Origin of the sequence: Kribbella aluminosa, assembly GCF_017876295.1 — a bacterium.
In the GTDB taxonomy this organism is placed as follows: domain Bacteria; phylum Actinomycetota; class Actinomycetes; order Propionibacteriales; family Kribbellaceae; genus Kribbella; species Kribbella aluminosa.
Genome location: NZ_JAGINT010000002.1, coordinates 79,018 through 97,724, shown reverse-complemented (window position 1 = coordinate 97,724; position 18,707 = coordinate 79,018). Strand labels below are relative to the sequence as shown.

At 69.2% G+C, this 18,707-nt stretch carries 17 protein-coding genes and 1 pseudogene; 12 read left to right on the top strand and 6 right to left on the bottom strand.

The genetic code is table 11. The features are described from left to right. Positions 1 to 91: 91 nt before the first annotated feature. Genes JOF29_RS21730 through JOF29_RS21720 form a run of 3 tightly spaced genes read left to right on the top strand, consistent with a single transcriptional unit; the run spans position 92 to position 3,122 of the window. Positions 92 to 1,378: an ABC transporter substrate-binding protein gene (locus JOF29_RS21730; protein WP_209696331.1), complete on the top strand. Its 1,287-nt coding sequence runs from the start codon at positions 92 to 94 to the stop codon at positions 1,376 to 1,378. Continuing rightward, a complete protein-coding gene (locus tag JOF29_RS21725; protein WP_209696330.1) occupies positions 1,375 to 2,304 on the top strand; it encodes a carbohydrate ABC transporter permease in 930 nt (309 codons plus the stop codon). The genes JOF29_RS21730 and JOF29_RS21725 overlap by 4 nt, the downstream gene beginning before the upstream one ends. Then, positions 2,301 to 3,122, top strand: a complete 822-nt coding sequence (locus JOF29_RS21720) for a carbohydrate ABC transporter permease (protein WP_209696329.1) — start codon at positions 2,301 to 2,303, stop codon at positions 3,120 to 3,122. The genes JOF29_RS21725 and JOF29_RS21720 overlap by 4 nt, the downstream gene beginning before the upstream one ends. 654 nt (positions 3,123 to 3,776) lie before the next feature. Here the strand turns inward: JOF29_RS21720 and JOF29_RS43420 are convergent. Next, a pseudogene (locus JOF29_RS43420) lies at positions 3,777 to 4,526 on the bottom strand (glycoside hydrolase family 43 protein); the annotation flags it as partial. A 286-nt stretch (positions 4,527 to 4,812) separates the two neighbouring features. Further along, positions 4,813 to 5,070, bottom strand: coding sequence for a hypothetical protein (locus tag JOF29_RS21710; RefSeq protein WP_209696328.1), 258 nt, complete (start codon positions 5,068 to 5,070; stop codon positions 4,813 to 4,815). A gap of 226 nt (positions 5,071 to 5,296) precedes the next feature. Here JOF29_RS21710 and JOF29_RS21705 point away from each other — a divergent pair, with 226 nt between their 5' ends. The 9 genes from JOF29_RS21705 to JOF29_RS21660 all read left to right on the top strand — a co-directional run bounded on the left by JOF29_RS21705 (position 5,297) and on the right by JOF29_RS21660 (position 15,846). After that, entirely contained in the window at positions 5,297 to 5,917 is a 621-nt protein-coding gene (locus JOF29_RS21705; protein WP_209696327.1) for an excalibur calcium-binding domain-containing protein, read from the top strand. A 283-nt stretch (positions 5,918 to 6,200) separates the two neighbouring features. After that, entirely contained in the window at positions 6,201 to 6,434 is a 234-nt protein-coding gene (locus JOF29_RS21700; RefSeq protein ID WP_209696326.1) for a hypothetical protein, read from the top strand. A gap of 144 nt (positions 6,435 to 6,578) precedes the next feature. After that, positions 6,579 to 7,913: an FGGY-family carbohydrate kinase gene (locus JOF29_RS45465; protein ID WP_209696325.1), complete on the top strand. Its 1,335-nt coding sequence runs from the start codon at positions 6,579 to 6,581 to the stop codon at positions 7,911 to 7,913. Beyond that, positions 7,910 to 8,527, top strand: a complete 618-nt coding sequence (locus JOF29_RS21690) for a histidine phosphatase family protein (protein ID WP_209696324.1) — start codon at positions 7,910 to 7,912, stop codon at positions 8,525 to 8,527. Before JOF29_RS45465 ends, JOF29_RS21690 begins: the two co-directional genes overlap by 4 nt. Then, on the top strand, positions 8,524 to 9,324 hold the full coding sequence (locus tag JOF29_RS21685; RefSeq protein WP_209696323.1) for a DeoR/GlpR family DNA-binding transcription regulator: 801 nt from the start codon (positions 8,524 to 8,526) through the stop codon (positions 9,322 to 9,324). Before JOF29_RS21690 ends, JOF29_RS21685 begins: the two co-directional genes overlap by 4 nt. An 11-nt stretch (positions 9,325 to 9,335) precedes the next feature. Next, positions 9,336 to 11,807: an NAD(P)-dependent oxidoreductase gene (locus JOF29_RS43415; RefSeq protein ID WP_245359365.1), complete on the top strand. Its 2,472-nt coding sequence runs from the start codon at positions 9,336 to 9,338 to the stop codon at positions 11,805 to 11,807. 208 nt (positions 11,808 to 12,015) lie between these two features. Further along, the gene (locus tag JOF29_RS21670; RefSeq protein WP_209696321.1) at positions 12,016 to 12,690 is read left to right on the top strand and encodes a glycerophosphodiester phosphodiesterase; all 675 of its coding nucleotides are present in this window, start codon (positions 12,016 to 12,018) and stop codon (positions 12,688 to 12,690) included. 175 nt (positions 12,691 to 12,865) lie between these two features. Beyond that, positions 12,866 to 14,056, top strand: coding sequence for a Gfo/Idh/MocA family protein (locus JOF29_RS21665; protein WP_209696320.1), 1,191 nt, complete (start codon positions 12,866 to 12,868; stop codon positions 14,054 to 14,056). A 215-nt stretch (positions 14,057 to 14,271) separates the two neighbouring features. Continuing rightward, a complete protein-coding gene (locus tag JOF29_RS21660) occupies positions 14,272 to 15,846 on the top strand; it encodes a phosphodiester glycosidase family protein (RefSeq protein ID WP_209696319.1) in 1,575 nt (524 codons plus the stop codon). Between the two features lie 116 nt (positions 15,847 to 15,962). On the opposite strand, the gene JOF29_RS21655 is transcribed toward JOF29_RS21660, so the two are convergent. The 4 genes from JOF29_RS21655 to JOF29_RS21640 form a co-directional block, all read right to left on the bottom strand. Next, complete coding sequence (locus JOF29_RS21655; RefSeq protein WP_209696318.1) at positions 15,963 to 16,544, bottom strand: dihydrofolate reductase family protein; 582 nt, start codon at positions 16,542 to 16,544, stop codon at positions 15,963 to 15,965. 66 nt (positions 16,545 to 16,610) lie between these two features. Beyond that, the gene (locus JOF29_RS21650; protein ID WP_245359364.1) at positions 16,611 to 17,501 is read right to left on the bottom strand and encodes an AraC family transcriptional regulator; all 891 of its coding nucleotides are present in this window, start codon (positions 17,499 to 17,501) and stop codon (positions 16,611 to 16,613) included. A gap of 21 nt (positions 17,502 to 17,522) precedes the next feature. Next, complete coding sequence (locus JOF29_RS21645; protein ID WP_209696317.1) at positions 17,523 to 17,963, bottom strand: hypothetical protein; 441 nt, start codon at positions 17,961 to 17,963, stop codon at positions 17,523 to 17,525. After that, entirely contained in the window at positions 17,960 to 18,640 is a 681-nt protein-coding gene (locus JOF29_RS21640; protein ID WP_209696316.1) for a GntR family transcriptional regulator, read from the bottom strand. Before JOF29_RS21640 ends, JOF29_RS21645 begins: the two co-directional genes overlap by 4 nt. Positions 18,641 to 18,707: the final 67 nt, after the last annotated feature.

Here is an 18,707-nt window from a genome sequence, read left to right as displayed (position 1 = left end):
GGGCCGTACGTAGCGTCCCGCGTGACAAAAGTAACACGATCCTGCGGTTACTTCACATCCCTGGCCGGTAACTCGGCGCTCAGGAGGAACCATGGCACTCGATCGGTCCGTCAGCCGAAGGCGGCTCCTGCAGTTGGCCGGCGGTGCCACCGTCGCCACCGCTCTCGGCGGTGCGCTGGCAGCGTGCGGCGGGAGCAGCGGTACGTCGTCCAGCGGCACGCTGAAGGTGATCGGCGTCGGCGACCAGGAGCCGGGCCTGCGCAAGGTGCTCGACTCGTACAAGTCGGCGCACTCCGGCTTCGACTTCAACCTCTCGTTCGCGCCGGCAGACCAGGTGCAGACCGCGCTCCGTACCCAGCTCGGCGGCGGCAACGCTCCCGACGTACACGTGGTCTATCCCGGCAGTGGCAGCGCGATGTCGATGGTCCAGCTGAGCAAGGCCGGGCTGCTCGCGGACCTCAGCAGCCAGTCGTGGACGCAGAAGGTGCCGGACGGTTTCAAGGGCGCGTTCCAGAACGACGGCAAGACGTACATCTTCTCGCCCGGCTCCAGCATGCTCGGCGCGATCTACAACAAGAAGGCGTTCGCGACCGCGGGCGTCGAGCCGCCGACCACCTGGTCCGAGCTGCTCGCGGTCTGCGAGAAGCTGAAGAAGAAGGGCATCGTGCCGATCGCCCTCGGCGCGCAGACTCCGTGGATCACGCAGCTGATCCCGTACGCGCTGGTGCCCGGGACGGTCTACGCGAAGACGCCGGACTTCGACGACAAGATGAGCGCCGGCCAGGCCTCGTTCGCGGACTCCGGCTGGGTCGACGCGATGAACAAGTACCTCGAGCTGCAGAAGAAGGGGTACTTCAACGACAACCCGAACGGTACGACGTACGAGCAGGCGACCTCGATGGTCGGCACCGGCAAGGCCGCGATGGCGGTCCAGGTGTCCGCCGTACTGTCGGCGTTCCGGGCCGCGGCGCCGTCGCCCGACGACCTGTCGATGTTCCCGTTCCCGGCGACGGATGTTGCCGCCGACAACTGGATCCCGGCCGGCGTGGTGGTCGGCATCGCGGTCAGCGCGAAGAGCAAGAAGTCCGACCAGGCGAAGAGCTTCCTGGAGTACTGCGGCCAGCAGGACAACCTGAACGCCTGGGCCGAGGCCGTCTCCTGCGTCCCGCTGTACGGCGACGCGAAGGTCGACGCCGCACTGACCTCGTTCCTCCCACTCCTGAAGGCGAACAAGGCCGTCCCGTTCATGGACCAACGCTGGCCGAACGCCGAAGTACAACCAACCCACTTCGCCGTCGTCCAGCAACTCCTCGGCGGCAAGACCACAGTCCAGGACGCCCTGAAAAAGCTCGACGACGCATACAAGAAGAGCGCATGACGGCTTCGGCGGTGCTGGTTCGGGCGGACGAGGCGAAGCGCACCCGGCGGCGCGGGGGGATTGTGCCGCCGTGGTGGTTCGCCGTGCCGGCGGTGCTGGTCTACGCGGTGGTGGTGTTGTATCCGAGCATTGCCGGGGCCGGGTCGGCGTTCACGGACTGGTCGGGGGTCGGGAGCGCGAGGACATTCGTTGGGGCGGCCAACTTCAAGCAGTTGGTGCACGATGACCAGGCGCTCGGGGCGTTGCGGAACACGTTGTTGCTGACGGTCGCGATCGTGGTGATCCAGAACGCGATCGGGCTGCTGCTGGCGCTCGGCGTGCACACCCGGATCCGGAGCCGGATGATCCTCCGGATGGTGTTCTTCGCGCCGGTCGTGGTGAGTCCGGTGATGGTGTCGTTCCTGTGGAAGTTCGTCTACAACCCGGCGCCGGACTCGGGGCTGAACGCCGCGCTCGGTGCGGTCGGGCTCGGCGGGCTGCGGCAGGACTGGCTCGGGAATCCGTCGCTCGCGCTCTGGTCCGTCGCGTTCACGGTGATCTGGCAGTGCGCCGGGTACTCGATGGTGATCTTCCTCGCCGGGCTCGAAGGGGTACCGGCCGAGTTGCACGAGTCCGCGATGGTCGACGGCGCCGGTACGGTCGCGCGGTTCCGGCACATCACCTGGCCGTTGCTCGCGCCGGCCGTGACGATCAACGTGATGCTGTCGACGGTGGGCGGGCTGACGTTGTTCACGCAGATCATCGCGATGACGAACGGCGGACCGGGGTACGCCACCGACACGTTGTCGACGGTGCTGTACAAGCAGGCCTTCGTCTACGGGAAGTTCGGCTACAGCACCGCGATCGCGCTGGTGCTGGCGATCTTCGTGGCGGCCGTGACGTTCCTGCAGATCGGGTACCTGAGGTCGAGGGAGACGACGGTATGAAGTACCGCCCACGGACGTTCCTGCTCGAGGCCGTGATGATCGTGGTCGCGATCGCGTTCCTGTTCCCGGTGTACGTGCTGGTGACCCTGGCGTTCAAGGATCCGCAGCAGATCGCGAACAAGCCGCTCGGGCTGCCGTCGCCGCCGAGCGTCGGCAGTTTCGGCGCGGCGTGGCGCGAGGCGGGACTCGGATCGGCGTTGCTGAACAGCACCCTGATCACGGTCGCGAGCGTCGTACTGCTGATCGCGGCCGGCTCGCTCGCGGCGTACTTCCTCGCCCGTACGGCGACCCGCCTGAGCTACGGGCTCTACATCCTGTTCCTGGTCGGGATCATCCTGCCGTTCCAGCTCGGGATGATCCCGCTGTACAAGCTGGTCGACGACCTCGGCCTGCTCGGGACGTACCAGGGGATGATCCTCTTCTACACCGGGATCCAGCTGCCGTTCACGGTCTTCCTCTACACCGGCTTCATCCGCTCGCTGCCGGCCGACTACACGAACGCAGCACTGATCGACGGAGCGTCACATCTGCAGGCGTTCATGCACGTGATCTTCCCGCTGCTGCGGCCGATCACCGGCACGGTCCTGATCCTGAACGCGGTCCAGATCTGGAACGACTTCTTCACACCCCTGCTGTACCTGGGCGGCTCCGGCCACGAGACGGTTCCGGTCCGGGTGTTTGCCTTCGTCAACCAGTACACCTCGAACTACGGCCTGGTCGCGGCCGGCCTGATCCTCGCCGCGCTTCCGATCCTGCTGCTGTTCCTGGTCCTGCAGCGCTACGTCATCCGCGGCTTCGCCTCCGGCCTCAAGGGCTGACCGCTGTAACGCGAGCCCTCCCAGTTCCGATACACGGATAGGTGCGCCGTGGCGTCGATGGAGCACACTGGGAGGGTTCCGTCGACGCCGTACGGCGCACCTTGGCGTCAGCCGGCCTCTCAGCCGGCCTCTCGGCAGGCCTCTCAGTAGACCTCGATGCGGTCCAGGCTGATGACTGCGCCGGTGGAGGACGGGTTCTTGTCGCCGGTGACGCGGACACGGACCGTGTGCGGGCCGGACGGTAGCGTGGGGCTGATGTACATCAGCTGTTCGCCGACGCGGATCGAGCTGTAGTAGTCGACGCGTTGCTCCGGGGCCGCCGTCGACCGAGATCGCAGCGATCCCGTTGCCGGTGTCGGCGACGCTCAGCAGCGCGACGCAGGTACCGGTGAAGCTGATGGTGGCGGTCGCGTTCGGCTCCCAGCTCCAGTGGTCGTTGCCCCAGAAGCACTGGTTGCCGCAGCCCGAGCCGGAGCTCCAGGCGCCGGTGTAGGCGACCGCGGCGTCGGTGTCGTTGATCCAGTAGTTCGACGAGCCCGGGTCGCCGGACGGCAGGTTCTGCGTCGCGCCGGCGGCCAGTGGGCGGCCGAGGTTCGGCGTACCGTCCGCGTTCCAGGTGATCTTCTGGATGCGGGTGGTGCGGAACGAATACGTATACGCGCTGGTGTTCTTCGCGTGGTACGCGATCCAGTCCTCGGTGCCGTCCGGCGACTTGAAGAACGAGTGGTGGCCGGGGCCCCAGACGCCGGTGTCGTCGTTGCGGGAGAAGATCGGGCCGGCGTGCTGCACCCAGTTCGACGCGACCATCGGGTCGGCGCCGTTCGCGATGCTCTTCATCCACAACTGGTAGTCCGGCTTGCCGGTGTCGCACGTCGAGTAGGTCAGGAACGTGCGCGTCGCGCCGTACAGCGGGGTCGGACCCTCGCGTACTTCGCTGCACCCGCCGTCGGCCGGGATCGCGACGCGGTCGCCGACGGACGTCCACGGGTTGCTCATCCGGACGATGTAGAGCTGCGCCGGACCGCCCTGGCCGCGGCCCGGCCCGGTCCAGACGAAGTACTGCTGCCCGTTGATCGTGAACGGCTCGCCGTCGATCGCGTACTCGCCGAAGTCGGCGATCTTCGCCTTGAAGCTGTACGGACCGAGCGGGTCGTCGCCGGCCGACTCGAGGACGTACATCCGGTGGTTGGCGTCCACGCCGTCGGAGGCCGTGTAGTAGATGTACCAGCGGCCGCCGACGTGCCGGAACGCCGGCGCCCACATCTGCGTGTTCCGGCTGGTGTCGGAGTCCCGCCAGACCACCTGCTCGGGCTGGACGAGCAGCGTCGCGGCGCTGCTGGACGACCAGATCCCGATCCGGTCGCCGCGGGTGGTCGCGACGTAGTACTTCCCGTTGTAGAACATCATCGACGGATCCGCCGACGGGTTCACCGGGTTCCGGAACGTCTGCGACGTCGTCTGGGAGGTCACTGCTTTCTCCTGGATCTCGGCGGCCGGTGCGGTCGGCGCGAGTACGCCGAGGAGTAGTACGGCGGCTGCGGCAACACGGAGCAGTCTCATGGGCGTACACCTCTCGAAACCTGGGGGCGGACCGGTCTCGCTCTCGGTTGTACCGGCTACTTCCGACGTTGTAAACCTGTGAAACAAGCCACGAAACGACCCGCCGCAGGCGCTGCTCCCCGGGCTGTGGTCAGCGCTCGGTCCCTCGCTTCCGCGCGTTCTTGTCGTCCAACCGCTGCTGTGCCCTGTCGTACTTCTTCTCGGCCCGCTTCACCTCCTTCTTGGCGCCCTTGTCGGCGCGCCTGCTGGACTCGACGGCCCCTCTGCCCGCGGCCGTCCCGTGGAACGCCGCCCGTGTTGCCCTGCCGTTCTCCTCCGTGTCCCGCTGCCGCTTCTCGGCTGCGGAGAGATTCTTGTCAGCCTGCCGTACTCTCGCCTTCTCGAACATCGTGGATGGCTCCCTCGTCGTTTGGCCGACTCGTTGCCGGCTGGACAGATGCTGATTCCGACGAGCTCCCGGAACGCCGAGTTCCGATTCGCGGGCTATTCGACCTGCGTCGAAACCTCGACCTCCGGCCCGGAACCTGTGCGCGGGATCCGGCACAGGTCGCCTAGAAGCTTCTGTAACACAGCGCCATGGTCACTGGATGTAACCCCCGAGGGGGGAACTCACCATGGCAACTTTCAACTCGCCACCGGACTGGCCGGCATCGCCGGCCCCGGACTGGCAACCACCACCCGGCTGGAAGCCGGACCCGTCCTGGCCGGCCGCGCCGGCCGGCTGGGCGTTCTGGCTGACTGCGCGGGGCACGCGGGCGCGTGGACCCTACGGCCGGTACGGCGCGGACTCGCCGGCGAAGCTGATCGCGGGCTGGGGCGCGGGCGCGGCGGCGTTCATCGTCGTACTGGTGGCGATCGGCGGTAACAACACACCGGCGGCAGTCTCGTCGGCGCCGGGTACGACGGTCACGGCGCCGGGGCCGACCTCGACGGTGACCGTCAAGGGGCCGGTGCAGACCGTTCAGGGGCCGACGGCAACGGTCACCCAGGCGCCGCTCCCGGCACGGACCGTGACGGTGCCCGCGCCGCGGACCACGACCCGTACCACCGCACCCGTACCGCCGGCACGGAGTACACAGACCACCGCGCCCAAGACGACGAGCGCACCGGTCGAAACCACGTACTACGCGAACTGCGCGGCGGTCCGCGCAGCAGGCAAGGCGCCGCTGTATCGCGGTCAGCCTGGTTACGCTGCGCATCTCGACCGTGACGGAGACGGAGTGGCCTGCGAGTAGCCCTGAGCAACGGTTTATCTGTGGATAACTCCTGCAGATTGTGGATATGTAGGCAATTGCTGTGCACAACTACCCGGGAACCTGTGGGTAGCCGGTGCCGATGCACGTGCAGTCCGGCTGGTGAGAGAACGCTTGCCGCAGCGAGGTTTCGGTGGTGGGATGAGCCCGTGCGCCGGATGAAACTTTACGAAGATTTGTCCGTGACATTCGGTGCGTCGGGTCGTTGATTCGTCAGGTACGGATCAACGGCAGCGGATCGCTGTTCACTCGAAGGGACCCGCTCGTGCACAAGTTCAACTCACCGCCCGACTGGCCTGAGCCGCCCACCGCCGGGTGGCGTCCGCCGGTCGGCTGGCAACCCGACCCGGCCTGGCCCGCGGCTCCGACGGGCTGGCGGTTCTGGCTGAACCGCAACGGTCGTCGCTCCAGCGGCCCGATCGGTGCGTACGGCGCCGTCGATGCCGGCCGCCTCGAGCTCGCCACCATCGACCCGGGCCTGCTCCTGATGCATTCCTGACCGCCCGCAAGAACCTTCGGCTCCCGTGCGCCCCGGCGTCCGGGAGCCGACTTGTGTCCGCCTTCGGCCAGGGAACTGGCGTACTCTTATCGCGATCTGGTGTTATGTTACCAATGTAGATAACACTCACTCTGGAGGCGGTACGTGGGCTGGATCGGGCTCGACCTCGGCACGCAAAGTGTGCGCGCCGTGCTGGCCGATGCCAAGGGCCAGGTGCTGTCCCGGGCGGCCCGACCGCTAACCAGTCACCGCGACGGCGTCCGCCACGAGCAGGATCCGCAGGAGTGGCTGACCGCCGTCGACGCGGTCCTCGCCGAGGTCGGCACCCGCGGCGTCGACGGGATCGCCATCTGCTCCACCTCCGGCACCTTCCTGCTCACCGACCGCTCCGCCCGACCGGTCACCCCGGCCCTGATGTACGACGACGCCCGCGCGGCCGCCCGCCGCGCGCAGATCGTCGACGCGGACCCTGACCGGTGGGCGACCGGCATGCAGCCGACCTGGGCGCTCCCGAAGATCCTCGACCTGGACCTCACAGACCGCCGCGTCGCGCACAGCGCCGACTTCGTCGCGGCCCATCTCGTCGGCCACCCGGTCGCGACCGACACCAGCCACGCCCTCAAGACCGGCTACGACCTGGTCGCCGAGTCCTGGCCGGCGGCCGCGTTCGGCAAACTCGGCCTGCCGCTCGAAGCCTTCCCCGAGGTCGTCCGCCCCGGCACCGAACTCGGCCGCACCCCCGGCGGCATCCCTGTCCACGCGGGCATGACCGACGGCTGCGCCGCGCAGATCGCCGCCGGCGCCCTCGCCCCCGGCGCCTGGAACTCGGTCCTCGGTACGACGCTGGTCCTCAAAGGTGTCAGCGCCGACCTCATCACCGACCCCACGGGTGCCGTCTACAGTCACCGGCACCCCGACGGCGGCTGGCTCCCCGGTGGCGCGTCCAGTTCGGGCGCCGGCGTACTCACCGAGCTCCTGCCCGGCGCCGACCTCGACGCTCTCGATCACGGGGCGTACCCGGTCGCTGCTGTCACCTACCCGCTCACCAAGACCGGTGAGCGGTTCCCGTTCGTCGCGCCGCAGGCGGAGCGGTTCACGCTCGGCAGCACACCTGGCGAGGTGCATACGTATTCAGCCGTGCTGCAAGGTGTCGCGTTCGTCGAGCGGCTCGCGTTCGAGCACCTGCAGGCACTCGGCGCCGACCCGGTCCGCTCGGTCTCGCTCACCGGCGGCGGCACCCGGAGCGGGTACTGGAACCAGTTGCGCGCCGACGTCCTCGGCGTACCGGTGGAGCTTCCGGCCGTCCCGGACCCGGCGTACGGCATGGCTGTGCTCGCGGCGTCCGGCGGCCGGGACCTCACCGGCACCGCCCGCCGGATGGTCCGCGTCGATCGGGTGCTCGAGCCGCGCGGGGAACGGCTCGACGACCTGTACGGCGACTTCGTCGCGGAGCTCGACCGCCGGGGGTACCGGGGATGAGAACGACGATCGTGCTGGCCCGCCACGGCCGGACCGAATGGCACGACGGCAACCGGTACACCGGCTCCACCGATCTCCCGATCGACGAGGTCGGCGTCCAGCAGGCGCAACTGCTCAAGGACTGGGCGCTCGACTACGCGCCGGACGCGTTGTGGTGCTCGCCGATGCTCCGGGCCCGGCAGACCATCGCGCCGCTGGCGGAGGCCCTCAAGCTCGAGCCGACCGTCGACGCCCGGCTGCGTGAGGTCGACTTCGGGTCCGCCGAGGGGAAGATGCTGAGCGAGTTGCCGCCCGCGGTGGCGAAGGCCTTCGAGGTGGACCCGGTGCGGGACCACTTTCCGGGCGGCGAGGATCCCGCCGAAGCAGCCGATCGGGTGCACGAGGTGTTCCACGAGATCGGCCGGCTGCACCAGGGCCGGAAGGTCTTCGCCGTCGCGCACAACACCCTCGTCCGGCTGCTCGTCTGCAGGGTGCTGGGGCTGCGGCTGAACGACTACCGCAGACTGCTGCCTGCGCTCGGTCCCGCGGCGCTGGTGCGTTTCCGGTGGCAGGACGGCACAGTGGGTCTCGAGGCGTACAACGTTCCTCCGCTACGTTTGGAGACCCTGACATGACTTCGGATGTCGACGGCGACACCGCCGAACTGAGCCGGCCCGCGCGCCGGCAGGCCGAGATCGCGGCGTACGTCGTGAAGCACGGCTCGGTGTCGGCGAACGACCTGGTCGAGGCGTTCGGCGTCAGTGTGATGACCGTGCACCGCGACCTGGACGAGCTCGAGCGGCAGGGCGTGGTGCGCAAGTACCGCGGCGGTGTCAGCGCACAGCCGACGAGCGTGTTCGAGAGCAACGTCGCGTACCGGCTGAACACCGCGCACGCGGAGAAGCTCGCGATCGCCCGGCACGCGCGGACGATGATCGAGCCGGGGATGTCGGTGATGCTCGACGACTCCACCAGTGCGCTGGCGCTGGTGGACCTGTTCGAGGACATCACACCGTTGACCGTGGCAACGAACTTTCTGCCCGCCATCACCAAGCTGGCGCTGCTCCGGGACATCACGCTGCTGGCGCTCGGCGGGATCTACTCCGCGACCCACGACTCGTTCGGCGGGATGCCGTGCGCGGAGGCGGTCGAGGCGCTGCACACCGACCTGCTGTTCTGCTCGGTCTCCGCGGTGTCGCCGACGCACGCGTTCCACCAGGAGGAGGAGATCGTGCTGGTGAAGCGGGCGATGCTGCGCGCGGCGAAGACCAAGGTGCTGATGGTCGACCACGGCAAGCTGCAACGCACCGCCCTGCACCGGCTCGCGCCGCTGGCCGACTTCGACATCGTGATCGTCGACGAGAAGACTCCGAAGGACCTGATCGACGCACTACGCGACCACGGCGCGACCGTGGAGGTCGCCGAACTCTAGGAGGGGACTGTATGGACGTCGGTGTTGACGTAGGCACCACCGTCACGAAGGCCGTCGCGTTCGACGCCGCCGGCCGCCCAGTCGCCGTGGCCGCTCGACCGACCAGGCTCTTGCATCGCAGTACCGGCCGATTCGAGCACGAGACCCAAGAGATAGTTGCTTCGGTCAACGAGGTGGTAGGTGAGCTGGCCGCCATCGCCGGCGACAGCCCCGGCGTACTCGCGATCACCGCGCAGGGCGACGGCTTGTGGCTGGTCGACGACGCTGGTACGCCGGTACGCCCGGCGATCTCCTGGCTGGACGCGCGGAGCAGCCCGATCCTCGAACGGTGGACCGCGGACGGGGTTGCGGAACACGTGTTCCGCCGTTCCGGAAACCGCATGTTTCCGGGAGCTTCCGGGCCCCTGCTCGCCGCAGTGCTTGCGGAGGAGCCTGAGGTTGTCGAGGCGGCCGGAACGGCGGCGTACTGCAAGGACGTGGTGATGCAGGCGCTGACCAGCGTACGGGCGACTGATGTCTCGGATGCGTCGGCGCCGTTCCTTGATCCCAGGACCGGGGAGTACGACGAGGAGGCTCTCGCCGCTACCGGGTTGGCCGGCATGCGGGGGTTGTTGGCGCCGGTTGTGGCTGCGGGGCCGGTGGGGGAGCTGCGCGACGGGGCGAGTGGGATGGTCGCCGGGACACGGGTTTCCGCGGGTCCGTACGACCTGCCGGCCGCCGCCGCGGGGGCCGGTGTCACCGAGGTGGGTGACGCCTTGCTGACAGTCGGGACAACGTTGGCCTGTCAGGTCGTCACGCGTGAGCTTCCCGTCGACGGCGAGCCCGCCGGCCTGTTCCTCGGCACCTGGACGCCCGGTGTCTGGCTGCGCGCGATGCCGGCGATGGTCGGTACGGCGGCGCTCGACCGGGTGCTCGCACTCGTTGGCGTGACCACCGATCAGCTGCCGGCACTGCTCGCCGACAGCCAACCCGGTGCCGCCGGCGTGACGGTGCTGCCGTACCTCTCGGAGTCCGGCGAGCGGGCCCCGTTCGTCGACACCCGCGCCCGCGGCTCGATCGACGGCGTCTCGCTCTCGACGACGACGGCCGACCTGGTCCGCGCCACCTGCGAGGGCATCGCGTACGCAGCCCGGCACTGCCTCGAGGCGGCAGGCTGGACCGGTCGCGTCACGGTGTGCGGCGGTGGTGCCCGAAGCAGCGAGTGGACCCAGATCCTCGCCGACGTACTGAACGCGCCCCTGCACACCGCCGAGGCCGAACAGGTCGCCGCCCGGGGGGCCGTGATCTGCGCCCGCCGGGCAGTGGATCCGGACAGCGCCGGCGCGGAATGGATCGCCGAGACCCGCCAGGTCGACCCGGGCCCGGCCCGTGCCGCGTTCTACGCCGACGGTTACGCCCACTACCTCCGCCGGATCGAGGCGGCCCCGCCCGCGCTGGTCCGACCCGGCACCAATGTTCACAGGAGATCGATGAGAACCGTCAAGACGCTGCTCGCCGGCGACCACTTCGTACGGAACGACCTGCTCGCCGCCGCGCTGCGGACGATCCCGGACGTCGCGTTCGACTTCCGGGAGGTCACTCTGCCGTGGCCGCTGACGCCGTACGGACGGGTGGCCGAGGTGGACGAGGCGAGTGACGCGGAGGACCAGCTGATCGAGGCGCTGGCCGGCGTCGAGCTCGCGGTCACGCAGATGGGGCCGTTCACCGAACGCGTGCTGGACGCCGCGCCGGACCTCCGGTACCTGGTCGTCTGTCGTGGTGGGCCGGTCAACGTGAACGTCGCCGCGGCGGCCCAGCGGGGGATCGCGGTGGCCTCGACGCCCGGGCGCAACGCGGTCGCGGCCGCCGAGCACGCGGTCGCGTTGATGATGGGTGCCCTGCGCAACCTTCCGCGCCTGCAGCGGACCCTGGAGCAGGGTGAGTGGCGCTCCGATCTCTACGCGTACGACGAGTGCGGCAGCGAGCTCGACGGCTCGACGGTGGGCCTGATCGGGTACGGCGCGATCGGCCAACGGGTCGCCCGGGTGCTGCTCGCCTTCGGCGCGCACGTGCTGGTGTCGGACCCGTACGTCGAGCAGGCACCGGACGGCATCGAGCTCGTCGATCTACACGAGTTGCTGCGCCGCTCCGACGTCGTGAGCCTGCACGCGCGCCTCACCGATCAGACCCGCGGCATGATCGGCGCGGAGCAGCTCGCGGCGATGCGGCGCGGCGCCGTACTGGTGAACACCGCGCGCGGCGGTCTGCTCGACTACGACGCGACCGTCGACGCTCTGGAGTCGGGGCAGCTGGGCGCCGCGGCGTTCGACGTGTTCCCGGCCGAACCGTTGCCCGCGGGGTCGCGACTGCTGACCGCGCCGAACATCGTGATGACGCCGCACCTGGCCGGCGCGACCCGGCAGACCGCGCACCGCGCCGGATCCATCGCGGCCACCGCCGTCGCCGCCTTCCTCACAGGAAAGGACCCAGTGGGACTGTGCTAGTGCGACGCCGCCGCGAGCCGTGGGGCTGTCGCTCCCGGTCTTCCCTCGTCACTCCGCAGATCTGCACCGGGCTGCAGCAGATCTACGGGGACAACGCGAAACCGCCGCAAGTGTTCGGCGCGGTCGCGAGCAATCGGCGACGAGGTCAAACGGCTCTACGAGGAGAAGGTGCTGTGATCATCACCGGGCGTGACGAGGAGTGGTTCTCGTGATCATCACCGGCCACCGGGGTGCGCTCGGGACCGAACCGGAGAACACGCTGCGATCGTTCCGCCGGGCGGTCGCGGACGGCTGCGACGAGATCGAGCTCGACCTGCGGGTGAGCGCCGACGGGGAGCTCGTCATCATGCACGACGCGACGGTCGACCGGACGACGTCCGGGACCGGGGAGGTCGCGGCGCTGACGCTCGCCGAGCTGCGCGCGCTGGATGCGGGCTCCGGCGAGCGGATCCCGACGTGGGCGGAGACAACCGCCGCCGTCGACGTCCGGATCCAGGCTGAGGTGAAAGCGGTGGCCGCCGTACCGCTCATCGCCCGGTCCCTGAAGTCGGACCCGTCGCTGGCGGCGCGGACGCTGGTCACGTCCTTCCACCCCGAGATCCTGCTGGCCATCCGGGAGGCGTTCCCCGAGGTGGAAACCGGCCACATCTTCGGCCGTACGCCGGAAGCCCCCGAGGTCATCACCCGCACCCGCGCCGCCGGCGCCACCTGGTCGCTGTGCGGCATCGCCGACCTCACCGCCGACCGTGTCGCGGAGTTGCGAGCAGCCGGCCTGAAGGTCACCGCCTGGCCCGTCCCCGACGCCGCCGCCCTCGCGCAAGCGACCGTGCTCGGCGTCGACGGCATCACCACCGACAACCCGCACCTCTTCCGCACGGTCTGATCGCGGACGCCCAGGCCATCACAATCGGCCCTGTCAGCCTTCGCCAGGCGGGACCACGCGTCGAACCGCGCATTGTGATGGCCTGGCGGTCCGGTGTGAAGGCGGCGTACGTCACATGTTCCAACGTGTGAATTTGTTCTTCCATGGAACATAAATGTGTGATTGCCTTGTCCGCATGGGAATCAGCATCGGTGTGGTCGGAGCGGGCCAGTTCGCGCCCTCGTTCCTGCGGTTGTGGTCGGCGCATCCGGACGTGTCCGAGGTGCGGCTGACCGACGTCCTCCCCGAGCGGGCGGCGGAGATGGCCGCCAAGCAGGGCGTCACGACGACGCACGCGTCGTTCGAGGAGATGCTCGAGTCGGACCTGGACGCGGTCGCGATCTTCACGCAGCGCTGGCTGCACGGGGAGATGGCGATCAAGGCGCTCGAGGCCGGGAAGCACGTGTACTCCACGGTCCCGATGGCGATCGAGGCCGACCAGATCGCCCGGATCGTCGAACTCGTGAAGGAGACCGGGCTCACCTACATGATGGGTGAGACCAGCTTCTACTACCCGTCCTCGGTGTACTGCCGGCAGAAGCTCGCCGACGGCGCGTTCGGCCGGGTGTTCTACTCCGAGGGCGACTACGTCCACGACATGGACCTCGGGTTCTACGCGGCGTACCAGTACTCCGGCGGTGACGACTGGAAGAAGACCGCGTCGTTCCCGCCGCTGCTCTACCCGACGCATGCCGTCGGCAATGTTCTCTCGGTGACCGGTCAGCACGCCACCCACGTGTCGGCGATCGGCGTCAAGGACGACCGTGGCGACGGCGTCTTCGACAAGGACGTCAGCCAGTTCGACAACGACTTCTCGAACGCGACGGCGCTGTTCAAGCTCGCCGACGGCGGCATCATGCGGACCAACGAGATGCGCCGCGTCGGGTACCCGTCGCACATCCGCGAGTCCCGGCTGCGGGTGTTCGGCACCGAGGGCAGCTTCGAGCAGCTCGCGACCACGACGTTCTGGCAGAACAAGGAAGGCGTCGAGGACGTCGAGCACCTGATGGAGACCAAGCCGACCGGTGACGACGCCGACCTGGCGAACGTCGACCCGGCGCTGCGGGACGCGTTCCGCTCCGGCCTGTCCCCGGTGCACGACCGCTCCCGGCTGCCGAAGGAGTTCGACGGCCTGCACAACGGCCACGAGGGCTCCCACCACTTCCTCGCCGACGACTTCGTCCGCGCGGTCGCCGACAAGACCCTCCCGCCGATCAACGCCTGGGTCTCCGCGCGCTACACCCTCCCCGGCATCTTCGCCCACCAGTCCGCCCTCCAAGGCGGCGTACAGCTGGAGATCCCGGACCACGGCGACGCCCCTGCGTGACATTAGAACGGGCAGTGGTCCACGCAGCCAGTGACTCCCAGGCGTGCGCGTCCGCGGAATCCGGCCGTTGAGCCGACCACTGCCCGTCCTTCGGTACAGCTCCGGGCGATCGCCGGGCGGGAGGCCGGACCGGCGGCGGGCCGTTGGAGTGATGTTCAGGTGTGGGACGCCCGGGTCGGGTTGCGGCGTACCTGGGGTGAACGTAGGAACGTCCTATGACCCTGCGACGCCTGGGCCTGTCTGCCCTCTGCCTTTCCCTGACCCTTGGTGGCACGACCGCGATCGCCACCCCGCCGACCGCGCGTCTCCCGCTCGGTCCGGCGAATCTGACCGAGACCCGTGACACCCGCACGCTGCAACCGGGTGTCACGCTCACGACCATCGTCCGCGGCCACGCCGACAGCAGTGCCGGCTGGACGGTGGAGATCGCGATCCCGTCCTCCTCGCCCGACCCGGACGCGCCCGCCGCGGCGCTCTCCGACCAGGCCGGCGCCGACCAGGCCGCCGCCAAGCTCCGCGCGGCCGGTCTGGACCCGCGGGTCGAGGACGTGCCGACGCCGAAGCTCGCCGACGCCGGCGGGAACAGCCTCGGGTATCGCGTCCGCGTCGGCCTGTTCGGGACCAAGGCCGAGGCCGATGCCCTGCGGACCAAGGTGATCGCGGCCGGTCTCAACGGCTCCAGCCTGTACACCGGCTGGGACGGCGAGCCCGACGACATCGCCGGCTCGACCGGTCCGTGGCATGTGCAGGTGCTGACGATCGACCCGAAGACGTTCCGGGGCAAGCTCGACGCGACGTACGGCCCGGACATCGAGCGGCGCGAGACCACCAGCGCGCTCGCGACCCTGACCGGCGCGACCGCCGCGGTGAACGCGGGCTTCTTCGTCCTCGACCCGAAGTCCGGCGCACCGGGCGACCCGGCCGGCGTCGGCGTGTACGACGGCCGCCTGCTCAGCGAACCCACCAACGGCCGCCCGGCCCTCGTCCTCGGCCCACGCGGTACGTCGGTCCACCGCTTCACCTGGCGCGGCTCGGTCGGCAAGCTCCCGCTCGACGGGCTGAACCGGGTCCCCGGCCTGATCCGCAACTGCGGCGGTACGGCGGACGACCTGCCGACGTCGAAGCCGATGCACGACACGACGTGTACCGATCCGGACGAGCTGATCGCCTTCGACGCGTCGTACGGCGCCTCGACTCCGTCCGGGCCTGGCGCCGAGGTGGTACTGGACCGTCGCGGCATCGTCACCGAGCTCCGGCCGGCCCGCGGCGGCGCGATCCCGGCCGGCGGTCGTACCGTCCAAGCGACCGGCAACCTGGTCGCCCCGCTGCTCGCTGCCGCCCGACTTGGGAAGCTGCTGCCGATCCGCTCGACCCTCCTCGACGAGCGCGGGCGCCCCGTCCCGCTGACCCGCCGTACGACGATCGTGAACGGCGGACCGGAACTGGTCCGCGACGGCCGAATCCACGTCACGGCAGCCGCCGACGGGATGGTCCAGGCGACGCCGAGCTTCTACTACGGCTGGGTCCACAAACGAAACCCCCGCACCTTCGCCGGCGTCGACAACCAAGGCCGCACTGTCCTCATCACCGCCGACGGCCGCAACACCAACAGCCTCGGCCTCTCCATCTCCGAAGCCGCCGCAGTCGCCAAGTCCTTCCACCTGACCCAGGCCATCAACCTCGACGGCGGCGGCTCCACCACAATGGTTGCCAACGGCACCGTCCTCAACACCCCCTCCGACGCCACCGGCGAACGCCCCGTCGGCGACGCACTGGTGATCACGAAGTAGATGGCGGATGGGAGTACAGGAGGCCGGCTGAGTAGGCCGACTTCCGCCTCCGGCGGTGACCGCCGCCGGAGGCCCGATCTTCGCAGTGGACTACTTCGCGTACCTGCTCAGGTCGGTCAACGACGTACCTGATAGCGCAGGTGAAGTACCCGGTTGCCCTGAATCACCACGTCAGGATCCTCCAACACGTGCTGCGCATCGACCGACCCGAAGTAGCGCTTGCCGGACCCGAACACGACGGGTGCGACGTCCATGCGCACCTCGTCGACCAGGCCCGCGGCGAGCACCTGGCCACCGACGTCGCCGGCAGCAACCTCGACCATGCGGTCACCCGCAAGCTCCTGCGCCTTGGCCATGGCTGCCTCGATGCCGTCGACGAAGTGAAACGGCGACTCGGGGTCCCAGCCCTCGGGTTCCGGCCGGTGCGTCACGACGACCACGTGGTCTATCCCGCCCGGCGGCTTCCCGTCCCAGCCGTCCGTCAGGTCGAAGACGTGGCGGCCGACGACAGTCACCCCGATCTGGTCCCAGTACGCCCGGGTGTAGTCGTAGGACGTCTGCGACACCTTCAACTCGCCGCTCTCGTCCAACGGGACGTCACCGCTGGACAACCAGTCGAACAGCGGTCCGGGCTGGTCGTGCTCGTCGGCGATGAAGCCGTCCACCGACACCGAGCTGTACATGACCACCTTGCCCACCGGGCTCTCCTCTGCTTTGGGGTGCCCTCAAATTAGCGTGTCGTGAGCTGTCGCTCTTGTAAGAAATCAATCGGCCGGCAGCGGCCAGCTGTCCAGCACGTGGCCGGGATGTTCGCGCAGGAACCGCCGCCGCACTTCGACGTACCGGGTCGGCGTGAGCCCGGTGAACGCCTGGAACTCGTGGCCGAAGTGGGCCTGGTCGAAGTACCCTGCGCCGGCGGCGAGGTCGCCCCAGTCGATCGGTTCGGCGGGGTCGATCGCGAACACGGTGGCGGCGAAGCGGTAGGTGCGGGCCAGCCGCTTCGGCGTGACGCCGATGAGCTCCTTGAACCGCTGTGCCAGATGAGTGCTGCTGACACCGGCTGCCACCCTCAGGTCGCCGATCGGCACCGCCCCGCTGGTCGCCGCGATGATGCTGCTCGCATGGCGGACCAGCCCCAGGCCGGCGGTCTCGCACAGCCGTCGCATGAGCTCCTCCTCGAGCAGCGTCAGCATCTCGTACGGTCCGTCCGCCGTGGCCAGCCGGTCTCGCAGCTCAGCAACGGCGGGCCGGCCCCACACCTGCTCCACCGTCACCGGCCGGTCACACAGCTCGGCCGCGGGCATCGGCAGGAACGGCGCCGACCCCCACGGCTTGAAGTGCACGCCGACGGACCGGGTCCGGGGTGGGTAGCCGAACTCCATCGCGCGGGTGGGCGTGGTGACCACGCAGCCGTCGGCGTACTCGGCCGTCTCGATGTCGGTGCCGGCGCGGATGCGGAACGGGTCCCCGAGGTTGACGATGAGCAACGCCGACGGCATCGGCGGCAGCGTCAGCCGGGCGTACGGCGGTGCACCCTCCAGGTAGTAGAGGTCGTCGATCAGCCCGTCCAGCGGCGGTCGCGGCACTCTGGACACATACTCCACGCCCACAGCATCGCCGACGCCGATCCCGGACGGGCGCCCGGCCGCCGGCATTTGCGGTGGATACGGGAGGTTCTACTCGTGTAGCGCGATGCGGTCCAGGGCGGACCAGAGGAGGACTCGGGCGGCGATCGTTCGGTGGCCTTCGAGTTCTGCTCGGAGCAGGCGGTGTACGCCGTCGAGGATCGTGATGCGGTTGTCGGGGCGGCGTACGACGTCCAGCGGGTGCCGGAGGTCGGCGGCCAGGGTCCGGTCGTACTGCGCTTCGTAGGTGCTCGGGTCCGCCGCGACCTCGTGAGGTGTGACCTGGAACGGGCGCCCGTCGTACGCCCAGAACGGAAGGTCCAGATGATGAGCGAGGTCCGCGACGGCCATCTGCGCGACCGGGAGATCCAGAGCGTGGAGGCGGTCCAGGTCCCAGTGGAAGTCGAGGATGTACGCCGTCAGCTCCGGCGGGATCGCCAGCGGGAACGGGCGCCGGGCGTTCGGGGTCCTCTGCGGCGCGGCGTCGGTCATTCGTAGATGCGGCGCAGCCGGAGCGTCATCGAGTTTTCGATGTGCTGGGTCATCGCGGCCTCGGCGCGTACCGGGTCGCCGGAGGTGATCGCCTCGACGAGCGTGCGGTGTTCGGTGAGGACTTCGGGGCCGATGTCGCGGTCGTAGTGGAGGCGGAAGATGTGTAGGTGGCAGTGGGTTCGTTCGAAGGCCAACCGGACCTGGTCGCTCCCCGACAGTGACGTGATCAGCGAGTGGAACCGGTTGTCGTGGACGGTCAGCGACTTGTACCCGGCGTAGTCGATCGAGGTCGGCTCGACCGCGGTGGCCAGTTCGGTCTGCAACTGCGCGGCACCTTCGGGGGAGATCAGCTCGGCCGCCCGGCGGGCCGCCCAGGGCTCGAGCAGCAGCCGGAACCGGTAGAGATCGTCGAACTCCTCCAGCGAGAGAAGCGGGGTCGCGCGATAACCCTTCAAGGGCTCCTTGACCGCGAGTCCCTCCGACTCCAGCCGGGCGAGCGCCTCCCGGACCGGCGTCGACGACACCTGGAACTCGCGGGCCAGTCCGTCGATCGAGATCCGGGCCCCGGGACGGATGACGTGGTCCATCAGCATCGTCTTGATGGCCTCGTACACGTCGTCGGCGAGCATCTGCCGCCGGAGCAGCCGCCGGTCCACCGGCGCCACTGGCTCGGTCATCAGGTGTCTCCGGAATCTGGTCGCGGTCTTGACCCCACCGGTCAGGTTTCGGCAGGGTAACACTGGT